The sequence below is a fragment of the Streptococcus sp. BS35b genome (assembly GCF_000286475.1).
In the GTDB taxonomy this organism is placed as follows: domain Bacteria; phylum Bacillota; class Bacilli; order Lactobacillales; family Streptococcaceae; genus Streptococcus; species Streptococcus oralis_W.
Map to the genome: position 1 here is coordinate 1 of NZ_ALKH01000015.1, position 20,798 is coordinate 20,798.

Below are 20,798 nucleotides of genomic sequence, written 5' to 3' on the forward strand. Positions count from 1 at the left end.
TCTTTCTATTATACCTACTTTTCCTACTTTGTCAAGATCTTTTTTCCTCTTTATCGAAATTCTGAAAATATTAAGGAAAGTTCTCTCAGGAGAGCTTTACGTCCTCTAAAGACTTCTCCTCCCATGAGACGGTCTATTAACTCTTGTTTTTCCATACTCTGCTTTGATTTGTAATTCTTTAGAAGTTCGTGAAAGAGATAATAATCGTCCAGCCTGAGTCCTTTTTCTCCTAGGCGATGACTAATCTCACTCACCTCTTCATAGGGTTCTTTGTCAAAACGTCGCTTGTGGCTTTCCTGTTTACGGATGTAATCTAGAATACGATTTCTAAATTTTGTTTTAAAGCAAACATATAGTTGATGGCGCTCGCCCTCTAGTAACTCTGGGTTGCGACTCACCAGCTCATACAGACATAACATGCCTTCCTGGTCCCAGTCCTCTTTCTCCCACAGATGCAAATGATAATCTTTGCGGCACTTATGGACGATGCCCTTCGTTTCTTCGTATAGTTCCTTCAGATTCATAGACCTCTCCTTTCTGCATTTAGTTTAGCAAAATTCACGAGCCCATGGATCTATTTTCTCTATTCTATACTTCTTCCTCCCTCAACGGCACATAAAAAGAGAGGCAAGGCCTCTCTGGAGTTATAATTCTGCAATTTGGTTTAGGTTTACTTCTGCAATCGTATCATTACCAAACATAGAGATAATCATCTTCACTTTATTGTTATCAATTTCAGTAATTTTACCTGTGCAGTCTGCAAAAGCGCCATCAATGATGCGGACAGTCTGACCAACTTCAACGTCAATATCAAACTCTTGAACCGTTTGTCCCATTGAAACCAAAATATCACGGATTTCTTGTTCCAATAGCGGAGTTGGTTTTGATCTGTTACCGTGGGATCCGACGAATCCCGTTACGTTCGGTGTGTTTCGAACGACGAACCATGCTTCATCGGTCATGACCATTTCTACAAGGACATAACCTGGAAAGCGATTCTCTTCAACTTCCTTTTTCTTTCCATTTTTCTCAACTTGCACGGTTTGTGTTGGAATCTCAACGCGTAGAATATTATCCAACATGTTATACGTTTGTGCACGTTGCAATAGATTTTCTTTTACCTTATTTTCATAGCCAGAATAAGTTTGTAGAACAAACCATCCTTTGTCAAAACTATCCATGATATTTCCTTTCATAATAGAAGAAACTAGCAGAAGTTCTCCGCCTTTCTTCTAAAAAATGTTAATAAATCGAATCAAACCTGAAACAATCAACTGGTCAAAAATGTAAATGATGACCACAAAGAAGGCTGTGTATTCCATAATAGAGCGAAAATCTCTCCAGCTTTCCTTGCGAGTTGGCCACGTTGTTTCTTTAAGAAGTTTAAAAATATCCTTAATAAAACCCATCGTTCTCTCCTATCTCGTTTCTCTATGTGTCGTATATTTTCCACAATGTTTACAAAATTTATTTACTTCTAGTCGTGTTGGCTTGGGGTTCCCACTAATTTTGATTGAGTAATTCCTTGAACCACAAACTGCACAAGCTAGGCTTGCTTTTTTTAGTGCCATAACGCCTCCATCTTATCTATTATAACAAGAAACCTAGGCTTTGACAAGCCTCTTAACGAAATAGATTAAGGATTGAGTCCCATATTGTCTGGGCTTTTTCTTTTATTTTAGCTTCTGAAATCGCACGTCCTGCTTCATCTACAAGATTTTGTGCGCGACTACGAATATCTCCTATCGGGTCCTCAGACTGGTTTGTCTCATTTTCAACAACTTGCTTTTTCGTATTTTCTGGTTCAATCCCATTTTGTTTATAAGCATTCTCAACTGTAAAAGTGCTACCTGGAGTGTAAGGCAAAATGGTATTAGCCATACTTCTAAAGACGTGGGCCGCTCCATTTGAGGTCGAACCTGCTAGATAATGGTTCTCATCCGTCGTTGGGAAACCGAGCCAGTGGGTAATTACCACATCTGGAGTATAACCAATCACCCACTGGTCACTAGTATATACTGAATTAAAAGCGGCCTCAGTAGTACCTGTCTTTCCAGCCATAACATAATCTGTTGGCGACGAACTAATTCCTGTACCATTGGTAAATGTTCCTAGCATCATGCTGGTCATTTTATCGGCTACCGACTTATCAATCACTCGTTTTTGGGAATTTTTATAACTCTTGATGACCTGACCACTAGCATTTTCAATACGAGTGATAAAATGCGCTTCAGGCATCAGACCTTCATTAGCAAAGGTTGCATAGGCCTGTGCCATCTGGAGGGGATTCGTCTCTACACCTCCACCGAGAGCGACTCCAAGAACTCGATCAACATTTTCCATATTCAGGCCAAATCTCTCCCCAGCGTCAAAAGCTTTGTCAATACCTAATGCATTTACAGTCGCAACTGCCGGTAAATTGAGTGATTCCGCCAAAGCCTGATACATAGGTACTTCAGGAGAAGTCTTAATCCCTGCATAATTGTCCACTTGATAACTATCGTACTGCATCGTATGATTATCCAATTGCTTGTTTAAGGCCCATCCTGCTTCTACTGCAGGCGTATAAACCACTAAAGGTTTGATAGTTGAGCCTGGACTACGCTTAGACTGAGTGGCATAGTTGAAATTGCGGAAGCCTGGTTTGTCATCGCCAGCTACGCTACCAACAACGCTACGCACCCCACCTGTTTTAGGCTCTAAAGCAACACTACCTGATTCAGCATGTGTTCCGTCTTCTGCCTTTGGAAATAGTGAGGTATTTTCGTAAACAACCTGCATGTTGGCTTGGTAGTTTTGGTCAAGTTCTGTATAGATTCGATAGCCGTTGTTGACAATTTCCTCTTCTGTGAGATTGTACTTGGAAACGGCTTCGTTGACAACTGCATCAAAATAGGACGGGTAACGATAATCCGAAATCTTCCCTTCATACTTATCTTGCAGTTGAGAAGCCATATCTGCTCCAGCTGCTTCGGTCTCTTGATGTTTATCAATATAACCCGCTGCAACCATATTTTGCAAAACAGTATCCCTACGGTTGGTTGAAGTTTCAACAGAATTTAATGGATTATACAATTCTGGTCCCTTGAGCATCCCTGCTAGAGTCGCCGCCTGATCAAGCGTTAGTTGTGAAGCCGATACACCAAAATATTTCTTACTTGCATCTTCAACACCCCACACTCCATTTCCAAAGTAGGCGTTATTGAGGTACATAGTAAGGATTTGCTCCTTGCTGTATTTCTTTGTCAACTCTAAGGCAAGAAAAAACTCCTTGGCTTTCCGTTCAACGGTCTGGTCCTGGGAAAGATAGGCATTTTTCGCCAACTGTTGAGTGATGGTAGACCCCCCTCCATAACGACCTGCTGTAAGGATGGCTAGAAAGAAACGACCGTAGTTTATCCCATCATTTTTATAGAAGGAACGATCCTCTGTCGCGACGACAGCATTCTGCAAATCTTTACTGATATCTGTTAGTTCAATATAGGTTCCCTTTTGACCGGACAGGGCTCCTGCCTCTTTTTCTTCGCGGTCAAAAATCAGAGTTCGCGTTTTCAAGGCATTTTGCAAATCATTGACATTGGTAGACTTGGCTATCGCAAATAGGTAGGTTCCTACTAGCAAACCTGCACTTAACCCTAAAATGATGACAATCTTTGTCAGATGATAGCGACGCCAAAATTTCCGAATTGGGCCAACTTGGGACAATTTTTTTCTATCGCTCCGAGAACGACGCATGCTAGTCGAATCAGATCCCGCTGATTCATTCGTTTCTTTTTTAAAGAGAGAAAGAAACTTCTCAAATAATTTATCTAATTTCATGCGTTTATTTTATCATCTTCACCATGGGAACTCAAGAATTTAGCTACTTCCTATCCAAATAGGGCTTTTTTTGTTACAATATCTGTATGCAATTCACATTTACATTACCCGAATCCCTGCCTCAAATGACGGTCAAACAATTTCTAGAGGAACAACTCCTCATCCCTAGAAAAATTCGTCATTTTTTGAGAACCAAGAAGAACATCTTAATTAACCACGAAGAAGTTCACTGGAACGAGATGGTGAAGCCAGGGGATATTTGCCAATTGACTTTTGACGAGGAAGATTATCCCAAAAAGGAAATCCTTTGGGGAAATCCAGACCTCGTTCAAGAAGTTTATCAAGACCAACATCTTATTGTCGTCAACAAACCTGAGGGTATGAAAACTCACGGTAACCAACCAAACGAAATCGCCCTTCTCAATCATGTCTCTGCCTACGTCGGGCAAACTTGCTATGTCGTTCATCGTCTAGATATGGAAACCAGTGGGCTAGTGCTTTTTGCTAAGAACCCTTTTATCCTGCCCATCCTCAATCGCTTGTTGGAGAAAAAAGAAATCGCTCGCGAGTACTGGGCACTCGTAGAAGGACGAGTAGAGAGTAAGGAACTTGTCTTTCAAGATAAAATCGGGCGTGATCGTCATGATCGCAGAAAAAGAGTAGTTGATGCAAAAAATGGGCAATATGCTGAAACGCATGTAAGCCGATTAAAGCAATTCCCAAACAAAACAGCTCTTGTCCGTTGCAAACTAAAGACCGGTCGAACGCATCAGATTCGTGTTCACCTCTCTCATCACAAGCATCCTATCTTAGGCGACCCTCTCTATAATAGTAAATCAAAAACAAGTCGGCTTATGCTTCATGCCTTTCGCCTTTCTTTTACCCATCCACTCACCTTAGAAAAATTGAGTTTCACTGTTCTATCGGATACTTTTGAAAAAGAATTAAAAAAGAATGGATGACATTATCATCTATTCTTTTATCTATACAAAAAAGCAAGGCTTTCCGGCCTTGCTTTTTTATCGACTCAAGAATTATTTAGCGATTTTTGCAAAATATTCAAGAGTACGAACAAGTTGTGAAGTGTAAGACATTTCGTTGTCATACCATGAAACAACTTTAACCAATTGTTTACCGTCAACGTCAAGAACTTTAGTTTGAGTTGCATCAAACAATGAACCGAATGACATACCTACGATATCAGAAGATACGATTGGATCTTCAGTGTAACCGTATGATTCGTTAGAAGCTGCTTTCATAGCTGCGTTTACTTCATCAACAGTAACGTTCTTATCAAGAACTGCTACCAATTCAGTTACAGAACCTGTTGGAACAGGAACACGTTGAGCAGCTCCGTCCAATTTACCGTTCAATTCAGGGATAACCAAACCGATTGCTTTAGCAGCACCAGTTGAGTTAGGAACGATGTTAGCTGCAGCAGCACGAGCACGGCGAAGGTCACCTTTACGGTGTGGTCCATCAAGAACCATTTGGTCACCAGTGTAACCGTGGATAGTAGTCATCAAACCTTCAACGATACCGAAGTTGTCATGAAGAGCTTTAGCCATTGGAGCCAAACAGTTTGTAGTACATGAAGCACCTGAGATAACTGTTTCAGTACCATCAAGAATATCATGGTTAGTGTTAAATACAACTGTTTTAACATCTGATCCACCAGGAGCAGTGATAACAACTTTCTTAGCACCACCAGCGTGCAAGTGTTTTTCAGCAGCTGCTTTAGTAGCAAAGAAACCAGTTGCTTCAAGAACGATTTCTACACCGTCGTTAGCCCAGTCGATTTGTTCTGGATCACGTTCAGCAGAAACTTTAACGAATTTACCGTTAACTTCAAATCCGCCTTCTTTAACTTCTACAGTACCGTCGAAACGACCTTGAGTTGTATCGTATTTCAACAAGTGTGCAAGCATCACTGGATCTGTAAGGTCGTTGATGCGAGTAACTTCAACACCTTCTACGTTTTGGATACGGCGGAAAGCAAGACGACCGATACGTCCGAAACCGTTAATACCAACTTTAACTACCATTAGTGATTTCCTCCTTATGAAAATCATGAAAATTTTATTGTGAAAAGAGTAACTTGAATCACTACAAATCACCTTTCAACACACCTATTATATAACTATTTGAGTTTAATTGCAAGTATGGGCGTCGATTTTCTCTGTCAGTTTCTTTTTGATAAACTTCTTTCCCTACTCATAGCGTAAGGATTCCACTGGATCCATTTTACTAATCTTACGTGCTGGGAAGTAGGCTGAAATATAGCCAAGAAACAAAGCAAAAATAAGAGTTCCTGAAACGGAGAGAAGATTTAATTCAAAAACTTTAGAGATAGACGGATAGAAATGGTGGACAATAATATTCGCTAGGCTTCCTAGTCCTTGTGCAATGATAAAGGCTATTAGCAAGGCGATCCCTACAATCCAAAGAGCTTCGTAGATAAAGATTCCTTTCACATCTCTATTTTGATAGCCAACCGCCTTCATGATACCAATTTCCTTAGAACGTTGCATGATATTGATGTAAATAATGATCCCTATCATAACTGCTGCCACCACAATCGCTTGTGAAGAAAGCACAATCAGTAATCCCTGAATGACACGAATAAAGGTAATCACAATATCAAGAACGGCCTGTTGAGAAAGAACTGTATACTTCTTATTTTTCTGCAATTCTTCTATTACTGTTTTCGTACGAGAAGGATCTTTAAGTTCCAGAATAAAATAGGATACAGCCTTTGTAAATTCAGCTTCTTTTAAAATAGTTTCCATCTGGTTGGAAGCCATGAAACTATTGCTATCCTCTGCATCATCTTCGTCATTGATGACACGCACAATATGAGTTTGAAAACCTGCCAACTTGCTACCTTCAGCAGCATTTTCTACAATGGTTGCTGAAACTGGCTTGCCAATAACATCACTAGCTGTCAGATTTTCCCCTGTTTGTTCATTCCAATTTTTGAGCAAACTCATCGGAATCGTCAATCCCTGCTCGTTAACATCCGTATAAAGAGTGCCTGCTAACACTTTTTCTTTTTCATTGCTACTAACAGAAATACTTGTATCTTCATACAAACTCACGACTTGAGCATAAGAAGGCATAGATTGGCTAAATTCTACTTCGTGTCCGTCTATGCTAATCTTTGACATGGTCATGCCAAAAGGACTTTCTAGATATTTAATATTTTCTTTCCCAATCGTATCCACGATATAGTTCTTGTCATCTTGGTTCAAAAAACCTCTGCCAGCAACACTAGGATTCAGTGCAATCTGAACTTGGGAAGGGAGCTTCCCCCCGTTGGTATTTTCATCAATCATCGAAATTAAGGCATTTCCTAACCCAAACGAAATCAATACACCTACAAAACCAATCGAGGTCGCTACTGCAATCAGCAAGTTACGCCACTTTCTTTCCAAAAAGTTACTTAAAGAAAGTTTGAATTTGTTTTTAAAGGACAACCCTTTATTTTTTGACTTCTTCAACGACTTCACCATCCTTCATTTTGATAATCACATCTGCATATTCAGTAACCTCTGGGTTATGAGTAACAATCAGTACTGTTTTCCCAGCTTGGGCCAAATTTTTGAACACTTCTAAAACCATCTCTTGAGATTGAGAATCGAGCGATCCAGTTGGTTCATCAGCTACAATCATATCTGGTTGGTTTACCAGAGCACGCGCAATGGCTACACGTTGTTTTTGTCCACCAGAGAGCTGTTTAACATTCTTAGCCATAAAAGGCTCCATCCCTAAATTATGAAGTTGTTCTTGGGCTATTCTTGTCATTTCTTTATCCGATAAATCTTTGACATAGAGAGGCAACTTAACATTATCCAAAACAGATTGATGGGGGATGAGATTGAAGTTTTGAAAGACAAACCCAATGTTGTCTTTGCGAAATTGCGTCAATTCAACCTCTGACAATTCCTTGAGAGACTCTCCTTTAAAGTCTAAAATTCCCTCGTACTCCCTATCTAAACCGCTGATAATATTTAATAGACTGGTTTTTCCACATCCTGACGGACCATAAATCGCAGTGATTTTCCCTTCAGCAATCTGTAGGTTAATATTCCTTAGAGCCTGCTCTTTATTATTCCCATCCAAGACGTAAAATTTTGAAATATTTTTAATGGATAAAATGGACATTACAATCTCCTTTAATCACTTCTGATATCGTGTACCGATACAAACTACAATAAACAATGCTAATATAAATTAATCTAACAGAATCAGATTCAAAAAAATTCCTTCTTTTTTCGAATTTATTGTAACAAAAAAGCGACATTCCCCCAATGACAGAAATGTCACTCCTATAAACTCTTTAACGATATCTTTCTAGATCCTCCGTCCATTCATTGTCTAAACTAACGATTAACTTCTCATTTCCAAACATTCTCGCCATCATTTTTGCTTCTTCATACTTTTGTTTGGCTGTTTCATAATCCATCTGAATATAATATTTCCACTCCACCATCAAGACAATTGGTTGTTTTTGAAAATCTCGTGTTTTCTGTCCTATTTTATTTAAGGTCTCAACTGCTCTCTTAAAATAATGAAACAGCCCCATAATTTCTATACAAGCTAAAGAAGCTAACAAGGAATCTCTAAGCAAGTCCAAACAATCGAACTCTATCTTATCAACCTGAGAACTTAATTTGTCATGAAAACAAAGAATGGTTTCATGCTCAGACTTTTTTATCTCACCCTCGTTTAAACCATCCATTAACTGACAGTTGAAATACAGTCTCAATTTCAACAATTCCTCAGCCCTGTATACATCTCTGGATAGTAAGTCTTGAAAACTGTCCTCAATCACACTACTTCCATATAAGGAATTACTAGTCATTCTCACTGCATCTATAGCTTGAAGACAATCCACTAGCACTTTCTCATCACGTGGCAAATCATCATAAAAACATTCAAAAATCTCATCAAAATATTTTTCCTTTCGTTCCTGCAACTCTTTGTCTCCATAGTCAGGATGATGATGAAGAAAGTATTTTAATTCTTGATAACGCTTCGGTAATTCCTTATAGTCTGGCATCAAGACATACGATGGAATACCTAGCCTATCCGCAATATATTCCAGTGTTTTTATCGTAGGACGAAACTCTCCCTTTTCAATGCGCACCAACTGACGAACGGACAACTCTGACTCATCTCCACAAAAAACTGGACGACTAAGACCCTTCTCCTCTCTAAGGAGTCTTACCTTTTCCCCTAAATCATTCATCTCTTACATTTCTCCCTCGGCTCAACACAAAAACTTTGATAGTCAAACAAATATATACACTTATTATAACATTTTTCAAGAAAATGTACAAAAAAGAGACAGGATAACTCCTGTCTCTAGGCTGATAAACGATTATTTACGACGTCCTGGACGTTCTTTATAACCATAGTAAGCATCTGCCATGATTTCTTCCATGTCAGCTACCATTGGTAAGCGTGGGTTTGCAGGTGAACATTGATCTTCGTAAGCAAGTAAGGCAATCTCATGCAAGCTGTCTTTCCAAGTTTTTTCATCGATACCAAAGCCTTTGAAGTTCATTGTGATTCCAACTGCTTCACCAAGATCGTAAACTGCTTTGGCATAAGCTTCAACCGCTTCTTCTGGTGTTGAGCAAGGAAGACCTAGCATACGAGCGATATCTTGGAATTTTTCATCAGCTTTCCAGTAATTGTACTTAGGCCATGTTGTAGTTTTAGATGGACGAGTTCCATTATAACGGATAACATAAGGAAGTAAAATAGCATTTGTACGTCCGTGAATGGTGTGGTGAACAGCACCAATCTTATGCGCCATTGAGTGACTCATTCCAAGGAAGGCATTTGCAAAGGCCATACCAGCCATTGTAGAGGCATTATGCATCTTTTCACGGGCTTCTGGGTCAGCTGTTTTTACAGATTTTTCCAAGTATTTGAAGACTAACTTGATGGTTTGAAGAGCAATACCATCTGTATAGTCATTGGCAAAGTTAGAAGTATAAGCTTCAGTTGCGTGTGTCAAGACATCCATACCTGTGTCAGCAGCAATAAATGCTGGAACAGATTCTACCAAAGCAGGGTCAACAATTGCAATGGTTGGTGTCAAAGCGTAGTCAGTGATTGGGTATTTCCGGTTGTTTGCCTTGTCAGAGATAACTGCAAACGGTGTTACTTCTGAACCTGTACCAGATGTTGTTGGAATACCGATATATTGTGCTTTCTTACCAAGTGATGGGAATTTGAAGGCACGTTTGCGGATATCCATGAATTTTTGAACGAGGTCACCGAAGTCAACGTCTGGCTGTTCATAGAACATCCACATACCTTTAGCTGCATCCATTGGTGAACCACCACCAAGGGCAATGATAGTGTCTGGTTCAAACGAACGCATTACTTCAACACCACGACGAACTGTTGTGATATCTGGATCTGGTTCAACATCTGAGAAGACTTGAATCGTGACTTTGTTTTTACGAAGATTCAATTGGTCAATCACGCGTTGTACAAAACCGAGTTTTTCAATTGATTTATCGGTAACAATCATGACACGTTCGATACCTTCGCAAGTTTGAAGGTATTGGATTGAGTTACGTTCGAAGTAGATTTTTGAAGGAACTTTAAACCATTGCATATTATTTCTACGTTTTCCTACTTTCTTGATGTTAAGAAGGTTGATAGCGGATACGTTATCACCAACTGAGTTGTGTCCATATGAACCACATCCAAGTGTTAATGATGGAATGAAGGCGTTGTATACATCACCGATACCACCAAAGGTAGATGGAGAGTTCCAGATAATACGCATTGCCTTTATTTCCGTACCGAAACGTTTTGCAAGAGCTTCGTCTTTTGTATGGATAGCAGCTGAGTGTCCTAGACCATTAAATTCAACCATTTGACGAGCTTTTTTAAGTCCATCTTCAGTATCTTCAGCTTTCAAAACTGCAATAACAGGTGATAATTTTTCACGAGTCAATGGTTCTTTAATTCCAACTTCTGTACATTCAGCAGCCAAGATATTTGTACCTTCTGGTACTTTGAATCCTGCTTGCTCAGCAATCCATGCTGCTGGTTTACCAACAATGTTTGGGTTCAATTTTGCACCAGCGCAGTTCTTGCTGTTAGCTTTTGCACCAAAACAGAATTCTTCCAAAAGCGCTTTTTCTTTCTTGTTGACAAAGTAAGTATGGTATGATTTGAATTCTTCTACAAATTCGTCATACACTTCTTTATCAATGATAACCGCTTGTTCTGATGCACAGACCATCCCATTATCAAATGATTTAGACATAACGATGTCATGAGCAGCTTGACGAAGGTCAGCAGATTTTTCTACATAGGCAGGAACGTTTCCGGCACCTACCCCAAGAGCTGGTTTTCCACATGAGTATGCAGCTTTAACCATAGCATTCCCACCAGTTGCGAGGATAGTCGCAACACCTTCGTGGTTCATAAGTGCCCCAGTTGCTTCCATAGATGGCTCTGTAATCCATTGAACACAGTTTTCAGGTGCACCGGCTGCGATGGCTGCATCACGAACGATTTGTGCAGCATGAGCAGAAGATTCTTGAGCTGATGGGTGGAAGGCGAAAACGATTGGGTTACGTGTCTTCAAGGCAATCAATGATTTGAAAATTGCTGTTGAAGTCGGGTTTGTTGTTGGAGTGATACCACAAATAACTCCGACCGGCTCCGCAATCTTCGTCAAACCTGTAATTGGATCATCTTCGATAACTCCAGCTGTTTTAACTCCACGCATATTGTTCACTACGTGTTCACAGGCAAATAGATTTTTTGTCGCCTTATCTTCAAATACGCCACGACCAGTTTCTTCAACTGCATGTTGTGCAAGGATACCGTGCGCGTCAAGTGCTGCAACAGACGCTTTTGCTACGATGTAGTCAACTTGCTCTTGGTTCAACTTGCGCATTTCATCAAGCGCAACCAAGGCTTTTTTCACGAGACCATCGACATGCTTTTCAGCAGCAAGTTGTTTTTCCTCTGGTGTTACTGTTTTTTTATCAGCCATATTATCCTCCATAGCCTTTAAGGATGTTATCCTTTGTTAATTTTTTCACAAGTTTATTATAACTCTTTTTTTATGCTTTGTAAACAGTTTCATAAGTATTTCACAAAGAATTTTTCTAAGTTTGTGATTTTTTTCTCAATATAGCTACGCAAGAGCGTTTCGACTGGATGATTGTGAAATTATGGAGAAAATTTTTTTATTTCACAAAGTTTTTCTAGTTGATAGTTATTTATCGAATCCAAGCACAGAAAGCGTTTTCTTCCCGGCTTTGAAAAATAGCCTCCTAACTTGGAGACTACTGTTTTTGCTGGAAAACGCCTTGTTTAAAGGTTCCTTCATAAACAACTTCTTGCTCTGTCGTCAACTTCCCTTGGCCTTCAGCCTGACCATTTACAAAGTCACCTTCGTATTTCCAACCATCTTTTGATTGGAAAGTCCCTTTTCCATTAAAGGCTCCATTATTGAAATCACCTGTATATTGGTCTCCATTTTCAAAGGTCAGAGTTCCTTGGCCATTCATTTTTCCTCGTACCAGGGTACCATCATAAACAAGGGCACCGCCATCAAGTGTCAGGGCACCCTTTTTAGGTGTATTTAGTAGAAATACTGAAAGGGCACAGAGTGCAATTACGACTACTGCAATGAACTCTAGCCTAGGGCGAGTTAGGTAAACTCTATACTTTTCATAGATTTGTTTAAGCTTTTCCATTGTCACTCTCATTTTCTAATCGATCTAGCCAGCTTTGACATCCACTTGTGATGCGAGCATAGGTTTCCTCAAAATCTCCTGTATACCAAGGATCTGGAACACTTTCAGATGCAAAAGGGTAGATCTTATACTGCAATTCCTGAGGACACATTTGACGCAGATCTGAAACGTTTGAAGCATCCATACCGATAATGTAATCAAACGATTCAAAATCTTCTCTACGAATCTGGAGTGATGTTTTGTCTTTGTCATAAGGAATCTGATACTGCCGGAAAATCCCCTGCGTTCCCTTATGAATCGGATTGCCATGTTCCCAAGATGAAGTCGCACGACTCTCAACCTGGTAATCGCTCGTCATGGATTTCATTACAAACTCTGCCATGGGGCTACGGCAGATGTTTCCTAAGCACACAAATACTATTTTTCTCATCCCTTTTCCTCTTACTTCATAGAAAAACGGGAGTGACAGGTCCCGTTTTATTCTTCGATTGCTCCGCCTTCGTCAACAACTGTTCCTTCTGGTGTCACAGCTTCTTTGAGTGGCAACACTGTCTTGATAGCAGCCAATTCAAAAGTCAAATAAACGCCATCTACATCAAGTACGATTGTTCTCTTCTCAGTGTCTACTTCATCCACTGTTCCGTAAAGGCCGCCAATTGTAATAACTTCATAGCCTTTTTGAAGTTTATTTAAGCTTTCCATACGCTTTTGAGCTTGTTTCTTTTGAGAACGTTGCATAAAGAACATCAAGGCCATCATACCTACAAGCATGATTAAAAAAGTAATATTTGGATTCATTGTTTTCTCCTTTGTCTTTTACATAGGACTACTATATCAAATTTCAGCTACTTTTACAAGGTTGTACCTTGTTTTTATGGTTATAAAAAATCAGAGCTTTCACTCTGATTTCTGCAATTATTTCAAGTTTTGAACGACTTTGACTAGATTTTCTACCGTAAATCCGTACTCTGCCAATACTTTTGGTGCTGGGGCAGATGCTCCAAAGGTATCAATACCGAGAACTGCACCATCAAGACCAACATATTTGTACCAGTTTTGAGTTGCACCCATTTCGACTGCAACACGACGGCGAACTGCATTTGGAAGGATTTCTTCCTTATAAGCTGCGTCTTGTGCGTCAAAGACATCTGTAGATGGCATGCTGACTACGCGGACTTTTGCACCTTGGCTAGCCAATTCTTTGGCAGCTGCGACAGCGAGATTGACCTCAGAACCTGTTGCAATCAAGATCGTATCAAAGTCTGCTGCATTTTCATAGACAACATAGGCACCTTTCGCAACTTTGTTAAAGTCTGTTCCTTCTTCGACAGTCAAGTTTTGACGTGTCAAGACAAGGGCAGTTGGTGTTTTCTCGCTTGTCACTGCAAGGTACCAAGCCGCTTGAGTTTCACGCGCATCTGCTGGGCGGAAAACGTTTAGATTTGGCATGGCACGGAGACCTGCTAAGTGTTCAACTGGTTCGTGAGTTGGACCATCTTCACCAACTGCGATCGAATCGTGGGTAAAAACATAAGTCACAGGAAGTCCTTGCAAGGCTGACAAGCGAACAGCTGCTTTCACATAGTCAGAAAAGACGAAGAAAGTACCACCGTATACACGAAGTCCACCATGAAGGGCCATCCCGTTCAAGATCGTTCCCATTGCAAATTCACGAACACCAAACTGAATGTTACGGTTCAAGCGATTAGCATCGTCTTGAAGTCCATCCGTTTTGATGTAAGTCATGTTTGAGTGAGCGAGGTCAGCTGATCCACCTAGGAAAGTTGGCAACTTGGCAGCGACAACGTTCAAAGCATCTTGACTTGAATTACGAGTTGCTTGAGAGAAACCATTTTCTAAGGCTGGGAAGTCTGCTGGAGTCACTTTAACTGGATCACGTCCGTCGATAATAGCTTCTACTTCTGCAGCCAGTTCTGGATACGCTTCTTTATAGTCAGCAACTAGTTTTGTCCATGCTTCATAGGCTGATGCACCACGGTCTGCAACATTTTCCTTGAAATCAGCATATACTTCAGCTGGGATTTCAAATGGTTCATAGTCCCAACCGAGGGCTTGACGAGTTGCTGCAGTTTCGTCTGCACCAAGAGGAGCACCGTGTACAGCATTGGTTCCTTGTTTGTTTGGAGAACCGTATCCAATAACAGTCTTCACTTCAATCAAAGATGGCTTTCCTGAAGCTTTAGCTGTTTCGATAGCAGCATGGATTGCTTCCAAGTCTGTTCCATCTTCAACCAAGGCTGTATGCCAGCCGTAGGCATTGTAGCGATCACGAACACTTTCTGTAAAGGAATCCTTGGTCTCACCATCCAAGTTGATGTCGTTTGAATCATAAAGAACCACCAACTTGTCAAGTTTTTGCAGGCCTGCGTATGAAGCCGCCTCACTTGAGACACCTTCCATCAAGTCTCCGTCTCCGCAGATAACGTAAGTATAGTGGTCAAAGATATTGAAGCCTTCACGGTTATACTTCGCCGCAAGGAAACGTTCTGCTTGGGCAAAACCAGTGGCAGTAGAAATCCCTTGTCCTAGAGGACCGGTTGTAGCGTCAACCCCTGCAGTGTGGCCAAATTCTGGGTGACCAGGTGTTTTGGAACCCCATTGGCGGAAGCTCTTGATTTCATCCATGCTGACATCTTCAAAACCAGAAAGGTGAAGAAGGGCATAGAGAAGCATAGATCCGTGTCCTGCTGAAAGAATAAAGCGGTCGCGGTTAATCCAATTTGGTTGGGCTGGATTGATACGAAGTTGTTTTGTAAAGAGGCTATAGGCCATTGGAGCAGCCCCCATAACCACCCCTGGGTGACCTGAGTTTGCTTTGTTGATGGCGTCAATACCTAGAAAACGAATTGCATTAACAGATAGATTTGACATAGAATTTCCTTTCTCTTTGAGGTGATTAATGAACCACACATCCTATTTTACTATTATATGAAAAAATGCATAGAATAGCAATAAAACAATTTGCGTTCATCTAACCCGTTTGATTTGTCTATTCCCTCGTCACTTCATAGTACGGAAGCAAGCGAGTATAAGCGTCTTCTAGCTTCTCCAATATCGCTTCTACTGACTGATTTTCAATGAGGGAAACATCTGACTTGACCAACACTTTTCGGACTTCCTGACTTCTCACCTTCTCGCATAAAGTACGACGATTTTCTTCATTAGCCTCCATCTTATGACTTTCCCCATTTGAATAGACCAGATAATAAATTCCTTCTACCGCTGGAAGCTCTAAAACCTTGGCTTGCTTGCCTAAGGTCTGCTCGTCTTTCTTACGCTCGATGAAACTGACTTCCAAAGAAATCCCATAATCAGTAGGTGTTCCATACAAACGAAGAGCCATCATAGGTTCTGTCACTTGTCCGTCTCTCTGAAGATAGGCCCAGAAATGCGGGCGCAAGCGTTGCGCTTGGTTCATCCACTGACTAGTCTGTTGCAGTTGCCATTCTGGATGATTAGCTTGAAAGGTTTTGGCCAGTTCTGTAAAAGACTTCCGAGCCTCTTGGCCTTTTTGCCGCAAGGTCAACATCTTTTCTCTTTCATCACCAGCTTTATCAGGATTGCGGTACTGGACCCCTGCAAATGATAGGTATTCTCTAACTGCTTTCAGCATATCTGAATCTTTCCTTTCCTAGCAAAAAATCAGGATGAACCTGATTTTGCTTTGCTTATTCTGCATCTACGACAACATAGCGATTTGGCTCATCACCCTCAGAGTAACTCGTCACGCCATCCATGCGTGAAATAATACGATGGATAATCTTGCGTTCGCTATTTGACATTGGATCAGTTTGTTGGCTACGCCCTTCTTCTAAAACGCGAGTCGCCAATTTTTGAGCGTAGGTTTGCAAGACTTCTGCACGGTGTTCAACGTAATCATTGACATTGATTGTGATGTAGAAGGTTCTTGAATAGCGATTATAAAGGTAATTTTGCGCTAATAGTTGAAGAGCTTTCAAGACTTTTCCGTGGTAGCCGATAATACGACCTGGTTCGTTAGTGTCAATTTGAAGATTAATGGTACGGCGATTGTAGTCGCTCGAAATCGTCCCTTCAACATCCATATCATCTACAATGGTTTGAACGTAGCTCGCTACTTCAGCTGCCACTTGTTCGATATCATAACTTGGCTCTACTTTTAAGCCCAAGTCTTCCAACGATTGGCTTGCTGCTTCCTGCGTTTCAGTTTCTTTTTCCGGAGCAGATTCCACTTTCTCGGTAGTATTTTCTAATTCCAATTCATTTAAAATTGAAATATGGCCTGTTTCTTCCAAAATTGTGCTGGCATGCTTTTCATTTTTCAGGATTTCAGCCTTGACCTCTTCAGAGACACCTTGACCTTCTTCTTCAATCTTCTTGATGGCTTCCACTACATGCCCCAAATCAACTGTTGCTTCGCTGACGCTCTTTACTGGTTCATTCTTTTCATTGACTTCTTTTGGAACCCCTTTAATAGCCTGCTGATTGGCTTTGATCACTGTCGTTTCACTAATCGCTTCGATATCAACTTGAGCTGGCTTCTTACCAAACAAGCCTAAGAACCCTTTTTTCTCTTTCGAAACAACCTTGATGTGGGCCTTCATTCTTGGAATGTCTAATTCTTTCAATCCTTTTTGGATTGCCTCTTCAACCGTTGAACCTGTAAATAATACCATTACAAGATTCCTCCTTATTTTTTCTTTTTCTGTACTTTTTTCAAGGCTCTTCTCTTCTTACCTTCTAAATCTTTTTCTGCTTGCGCCACTGCTTCTCTTTCAGCAATAATCTTGAAAGGATTGTTCAAGAAATAGGTTTGCAAAACTTGGTAAGCATTGGATACAGCCCAGTACAAGGCAACTCCACTAGGTGCAGAGATGGCAAAGATAAAGATCAGTACCGGCATCCCATACATCATCCCTGTCGTAGCTCCACTTTTTTCAGATAAAGCTTTATTCGATAACCAGCTACTCAAGAAAGTAAAGACTGCTGCCAAAATCGGAAGGACAAAACTTGTATCTACTCCTCCCAAATTAATCCATAAAAAGTGACCTGTTTTCAAAAAGTCTACTCGACTCAAGGCTTGAAAGAGTGCCAAGAGAACCGGCATTTGTATTAAAATCGGCCAGAGAGAGGATGAATGTTTGATTCCTAACTCTTTATAAACCTTGCGCATCTCCTGGTCTAGCTTGGTTCTACTTTCCATATCACGACCCGGATATTGCTCTCGCAAAGCCTTGATGCGTGGTTGAGCCTCTTGCATTTTTCTAGAGGCAACCATCTGTGTCTGAAAGACCGGCAATAAAATCGTCCGGATCAAAATTGTGAAGAGAATAATCCCCACTCCGATACTAATGTCAAAGGACAAAAAGCGGATAATTTCAGCAAAAAAATAGACGAATTTGCTCCAAAAGTCTGTCGAGTCTGCTGTTATATCGCTAGCTGTACCATTTGTTGCACAGGCTGTCATGATAAACAAGGACAAGCCCAACAAACTAGTCAACTGTAGTTTCTTTTTCACTCCCATTTCCTTCCTGGTAAATCTTTGATAACTTTAATACGTGGAGTAGATTTTTCTCCATCTCTGCATATTCCAAGGTTTCCACCCCTTTTCGGGCAATCACGACAAAATCAACATGCTCTACTAAACTCCCTTTTACACTTTGTAGAATGTGCCGGATTCGTCTCTTAATTTGATTTCTGGTAACTGCATTTCCCAGCTTTTTGCTGACGGACAGTCCTACTCGAAAATGGTTTTGCTGGTTTTCCAATTGGTAGACAACAAATTTTCGATTGGCAAAACTTGCTCCGTCCTTGAAAATCGCCTTAAAATCTTTCTCTCTTTTTACACGAAAGCTTTTCTTCAAAACTCAACTCCATCTATTAAATTACTACTATTATACCATATTTTTTGAAAAAGCCAATAACAGCAAGGTTTTAGACATTTTCTACATAAAAAAAGCTGGAAAATCTCTTTCCCAACTTCTTTTTACAATCAAATTTTACGTGTATTTGCTTATTTTTTCAAGCGCTCAACATCGCGTGCAATCACCAATTCTTCATCTGTTGGAATAACCAAGACACGGATTTTCGCTGCGTCAGTTGAGATGTCTCCCGTTACGCCAAAGACGTTCTTTTCTGGATCTACATCACAGCCAAACCAAGAGATACCTGAAATGACATCCTCACGAACCAAAGTCGCATTTTCACCGATACCTGCTGTGAAGATAATCGCATCTGCTCCATTTAGGACTGCAAGGTATTGGCCGATATGTTTTTGGATACGATCAACATACATTTCATAAGCCAAAGTCGCATCATGGTCTCCTGCTTCCATGGCAGCAATCACATCACGCATATCGCTTGACTGACCAGAAACTCCCATAAGCCCTGATTCACGATTGAGAACGCGACTAATATCTTCTGGGGTATTGAAATCCTCTGTATATTGCATGAGATAAGGGATGATAGCAGGGTCAATATCTCCTGTACGAGTTCCCATCATCACACCGCCGAGTGGTGTGAATCCCATGGAAGTATCCACAGACTTCCCACCCTTAACAGCTGTGATAGAAGCCCCGTTACCAATATGGCAGGTAATCAATTTCAAATCTTCTAGAGGACGGCCCAAAAGTTTCGCTGCTTCTCCTGCGACAAACTGGTGGCTTGTCCCGTGGGCACCATATTTACGAACCTTGTTGTCTGTGTAGTATTTAGTTGGTAGGGGGTAGCGATAAGCCTTCTCTGGCATAGTTGTGTGGAATGAGGTATCAAATACAACAACACTGGTAATATCTGGCAGCAATTCCTTAAATGCGCGAATTCCAGCTGCGTTAGCTGGATTGTGAAGAGGAGCCAAGAGTCCCAACTCCTCAACTTTTTCTAACACGTCTCCCTCAACAACTGTTGATTCCTTGAAATATTCACCACCTGCAACGACTCGATGTCCGACACCTGTAATCTCATCGTACCCTTTGATAATGTCAAAACGAATCAAGTCATCCAATAAAATTTTAACGGCTTGTGTGTGGTCTTCAATATCAAGAATTTGTTGTTCCGAACGACCATCAAATTTTACTGTTGAAATTGAATCTTTCAATCCAATACGTTCAATCAAGCCTTTAGCCAAAACTTTCTCTTCTGGCATTTGATAAAGTTGCCATTTCAAGCTTGAGCTTCCTGCATTGATTGCAATTGTTTTTGTCATAAGATGATACCTCTTTTTAAGCGTTTTCATCTATTATAACAAAATCTCTTTTATATTTCAGTACCTTTGCTCCAATTTTGAAAATTTTCTTTAAAGGTCAACAAAACTGACGGATCTTGCAAGCTAGTAAGAGGATAGACAAAGGGTTCTATTTCTTTATCTCTTTTCTTCTGTAAGACAAAAATACTTTTAGCTTGGCTTGCAGTTGAGAAAATAGCCTCTGGCAGAGCGATGATAGCAGCCAGACTCACTTCATCTTTGAGCCACCCTTTTAATAAGTCACTTTGAGGACTTGTCAATAAATCACTAGGAGCTAGAAAAATAGCATAGCCATTTGACTTAAGGTACTTGAGGCCTTGTTCCATCAGCAAATGGTGGGCATAGGTATGCTCTTGACTAGAAGCCACTTGATAGCGAGAAGCGATGGCATCGTCTGGGTAATAGCCAACAGGCAAGTCGCTAATGACCACGTCGCTTTCTTTAAGCATTTGCGGACGAACGGCATCGCCTTGGACAAAACCAGCCTGCAAACCAATCACATCTGCCATACTGGCTGCCAAATCAATCAGCAAGTCATCCGCTTCGATTCCCAAGTAATCTACTTTTTTAGCAAGAGAAGTCAAGAAAGTAGCCCCCAAAGCCCCCATACCAGAGCCTATTTCGAGGATGCTAATTTCCTCTTGTTCAAACAACTCTTCCACAATGAGTACCAAGAGGAGAGCAATGGCATCCGGCGTAAACTGGTGATTGGCCTGTAAAGGTTCCGTTTGCCCTGCCTTCATCAAGAGAAACTGGTAGGTCTTGAGCCACTCTTCCTTGCGAAGGGCTAAGCGTTTAAGGGCTTGATTGTTCTCTTTGACCTGCTCTAGTTCGGTCTCGCCATCTAGGTAGATACTATTTTGCTCTACCAAGGCGTCATAAAAGTTGGTCGCCAAATCACTTTGGATGACTTGGACATTCTCTAGTAAATACGTATAAGCTTGTTCAATTTTTTCAAAATCCATATTCCTATCTTATCAAATTTCCCTCCT

General features: G+C 40.7%; 21 protein-coding genes. 1 reads left to right on the forward strand and 20 read right to left on the reverse strand.

Annotation, left to right across the window (positions count from 1 at the left end):
- Positions 1-50: 50 nt before the first annotated feature.
- The 5 genes from HMPREF1149_RS10265 to pbp2a form a co-directional block, all read right to left on the reverse strand.
- Positions 51-524, reverse strand: a complete 474-nt coding sequence (locus tag HMPREF1149_RS10265) for a transcriptional regulator (protein ID WP_001049387.1) — start codon at positions 522-524, stop codon at positions 51-53.
- A 120-nt stretch (positions 525-644) separates the two neighbouring features.
- Positions 645-1,181 carry a transcription termination/antitermination protein NusG gene (gene nusG / locus HMPREF1149_RS10270; protein WP_000376730.1) on the reverse strand — a complete coding sequence of 179 codons (537 nt, stop codon included), beginning with the start codon at positions 1,179-1,181 and terminating at the stop codon, positions 645-647.
- Positions 1,182-1,232: 51 nt separating this feature from the next.
- The gene (gene secE, locus HMPREF1149_RS10275; RefSeq protein WP_000505776.1) at positions 1,233-1,409 is read right to left on the reverse strand and encodes a preprotein translocase subunit SecE; all 177 of its coding nucleotides are present in this window, start codon (positions 1,407-1,409) and stop codon (positions 1,233-1,235) included.
- A 9-nt stretch (positions 1,410-1,418) separates the two neighbouring features.
- On the reverse strand, positions 1,419-1,571 hold the full coding sequence (gene rpmG / locus HMPREF1149_RS10280) for a 50S ribosomal protein L33 (RefSeq protein ID WP_001809375.1): 153 nt from the start codon (positions 1,569-1,571) through the stop codon (positions 1,419-1,421).
- A gap of 52 nt (positions 1,572-1,623) precedes the next feature.
- The gene (pbp2a, locus tag HMPREF1149_RS10285) at positions 1,624-3,819 is read right to left on the reverse strand and encodes a penicillin-binding protein PBP2A (RefSeq protein WP_000762600.1); all 2,196 of its coding nucleotides are present in this window, start codon (positions 3,817-3,819) and stop codon (positions 1,624-1,626) included.
- Positions 3,820-3,905: 86 nt separating this feature from the next.
- Between pbp2a and HMPREF1149_RS10290 the strand changes: the two genes are divergently transcribed.
- Positions 3,906-4,781, forward strand: coding sequence for an RluA family pseudouridine synthase (locus HMPREF1149_RS10290; protein ID WP_001160824.1), 876 nt, complete (start codon positions 3,906-3,908; stop codon positions 4,779-4,781).
- 72 nt (positions 4,782-4,853) lie between these two features.
- Here HMPREF1149_RS10290 and gap read toward each other — a convergent pair whose 3' ends face one another.
- The 15 genes from gap to HMPREF1149_RS10360 all read right to left on the reverse strand — a co-directional run bounded on the left by gap (position 4,854) and on the right by HMPREF1149_RS10360 (position 20,771).
- The gene (gap, locus tag HMPREF1149_RS10295) at positions 4,854-5,864 is read right to left on the reverse strand and encodes a type I glyceraldehyde-3-phosphate dehydrogenase (RefSeq protein ID WP_000260673.1); all 1,011 of its coding nucleotides are present in this window, start codon (positions 5,862-5,864) and stop codon (positions 4,854-4,856) included.
- A 165-nt stretch (positions 5,865-6,029) separates the two neighbouring features.
- The gene (locus HMPREF1149_RS0102240; RefSeq protein WP_195327950.1) at positions 6,030-7,331 is read right to left on the reverse strand and encodes an ABC transporter permease; all 1,302 of its coding nucleotides are present in this window, start codon (positions 7,329-7,331) and stop codon (positions 6,030-6,032) included.
- Positions 7,300-7,983 carry an ABC transporter ATP-binding protein gene (locus tag HMPREF1149_RS10300; protein ID WP_009067988.1) on the reverse strand — a complete coding sequence of 228 codons (684 nt, stop codon included), beginning with the start codon at positions 7,981-7,983 and terminating at the stop codon, positions 7,300-7,302. Before HMPREF1149_RS10300 ends, HMPREF1149_RS0102240 begins: the two co-directional genes overlap by 32 nt.
- A gap of 175 nt (positions 7,984-8,158) precedes the next feature.
- On the reverse strand, positions 8,159-9,070 hold the full coding sequence (locus HMPREF1149_RS10305; RefSeq protein WP_000998721.1) for a helix-turn-helix domain-containing protein: 912 nt from the start codon (positions 9,068-9,070) through the stop codon (positions 8,159-8,161).
- Between the two features lie 132 nt (positions 9,071-9,202).
- Positions 9,203-11,854 (reverse strand): bifunctional acetaldehyde-CoA/alcohol dehydrogenase, encoded by a 2,652-nt coding sequence (gene adhE, locus HMPREF1149_RS10310; RefSeq protein ID WP_000763989.1) that lies wholly within the window; start codon positions 11,852-11,854, stop codon positions 9,203-9,205.
- A gap of 295 nt (positions 11,855-12,149) precedes the next feature.
- On the reverse strand, positions 12,150-12,563 hold the full coding sequence (locus HMPREF1149_RS10315) for an MORN repeat-containing protein (RefSeq protein WP_000413196.1): 414 nt from the start codon (positions 12,561-12,563) through the stop codon (positions 12,150-12,152).
- Complete coding sequence (locus tag HMPREF1149_RS10320; RefSeq protein ID WP_009067970.1) at positions 12,550-12,993, reverse strand: low molecular weight protein-tyrosine-phosphatase; 444 nt, start codon at positions 12,991-12,993, stop codon at positions 12,550-12,552. Before HMPREF1149_RS10320 ends, HMPREF1149_RS10315 begins: the two co-directional genes overlap by 14 nt.
- Positions 12,994-13,040: 47 nt before the next feature.
- Complete coding sequence (gene yajC, locus HMPREF1149_RS10325; protein ID WP_001069055.1) at positions 13,041-13,361, reverse strand: preprotein translocase subunit YajC; 321 nt, start codon at positions 13,359-13,361, stop codon at positions 13,041-13,043.
- A 117-nt stretch (positions 13,362-13,478) separates the two neighbouring features.
- Positions 13,479-15,455: a transketolase gene (gene tkt, locus HMPREF1149_RS10330; RefSeq protein ID WP_000067894.1), complete on the reverse strand. Its 1,977-nt coding sequence runs from the start codon at positions 15,453-15,455 to the stop codon at positions 13,479-13,481.
- A 118-nt stretch (positions 15,456-15,573) separates the two neighbouring features.
- The gene (locus HMPREF1149_RS10335) at positions 15,574-16,197 is read right to left on the reverse strand and encodes a hypothetical protein (protein WP_000910062.1); all 624 of its coding nucleotides are present in this window, start codon (positions 16,195-16,197) and stop codon (positions 15,574-15,576) included.
- A 55-nt stretch (positions 16,198-16,252) separates the two neighbouring features.
- The gene (gene jag / locus HMPREF1149_RS10340) at positions 16,253-17,239 is read right to left on the reverse strand and encodes an RNA-binding cell elongation regulator Jag/EloR (RefSeq protein WP_000242583.1); all 987 of its coding nucleotides are present in this window, start codon (positions 17,237-17,239) and stop codon (positions 16,253-16,255) included.
- Between the two features lie 14 nt (positions 17,240-17,253).
- Complete coding sequence (locus HMPREF1149_RS10345; RefSeq protein ID WP_000728096.1) at positions 17,254-18,081, reverse strand: membrane protein insertase YidC; 828 nt, start codon at positions 18,079-18,081, stop codon at positions 17,254-17,256.
- Positions 18,056-18,427 (reverse strand): ribonuclease P protein component, encoded by a 372-nt coding sequence (gene rnpA, locus HMPREF1149_RS10350; protein ID WP_000748117.1) that lies wholly within the window; start codon positions 18,425-18,427, stop codon positions 18,056-18,058. Before rnpA ends, HMPREF1149_RS10345 begins: the two co-directional genes overlap by 26 nt.
- Positions 18,428-18,576: 149 nt before the next feature.
- Complete coding sequence (locus tag HMPREF1149_RS10355; RefSeq protein WP_000167791.1) at positions 18,577-19,767, reverse strand: acetate kinase; 1,191 nt, start codon at positions 19,765-19,767, stop codon at positions 18,577-18,579.
- Between the two features lie 50 nt (positions 19,768-19,817).
- Positions 19,818-20,771 (reverse strand): class I SAM-dependent methyltransferase, encoded by a 954-nt coding sequence (locus HMPREF1149_RS10360; protein WP_000345110.1) that lies wholly within the window; start codon positions 20,769-20,771, stop codon positions 19,818-19,820.
- Positions 20,772-20,798 lie beyond the last annotated feature (27 nt).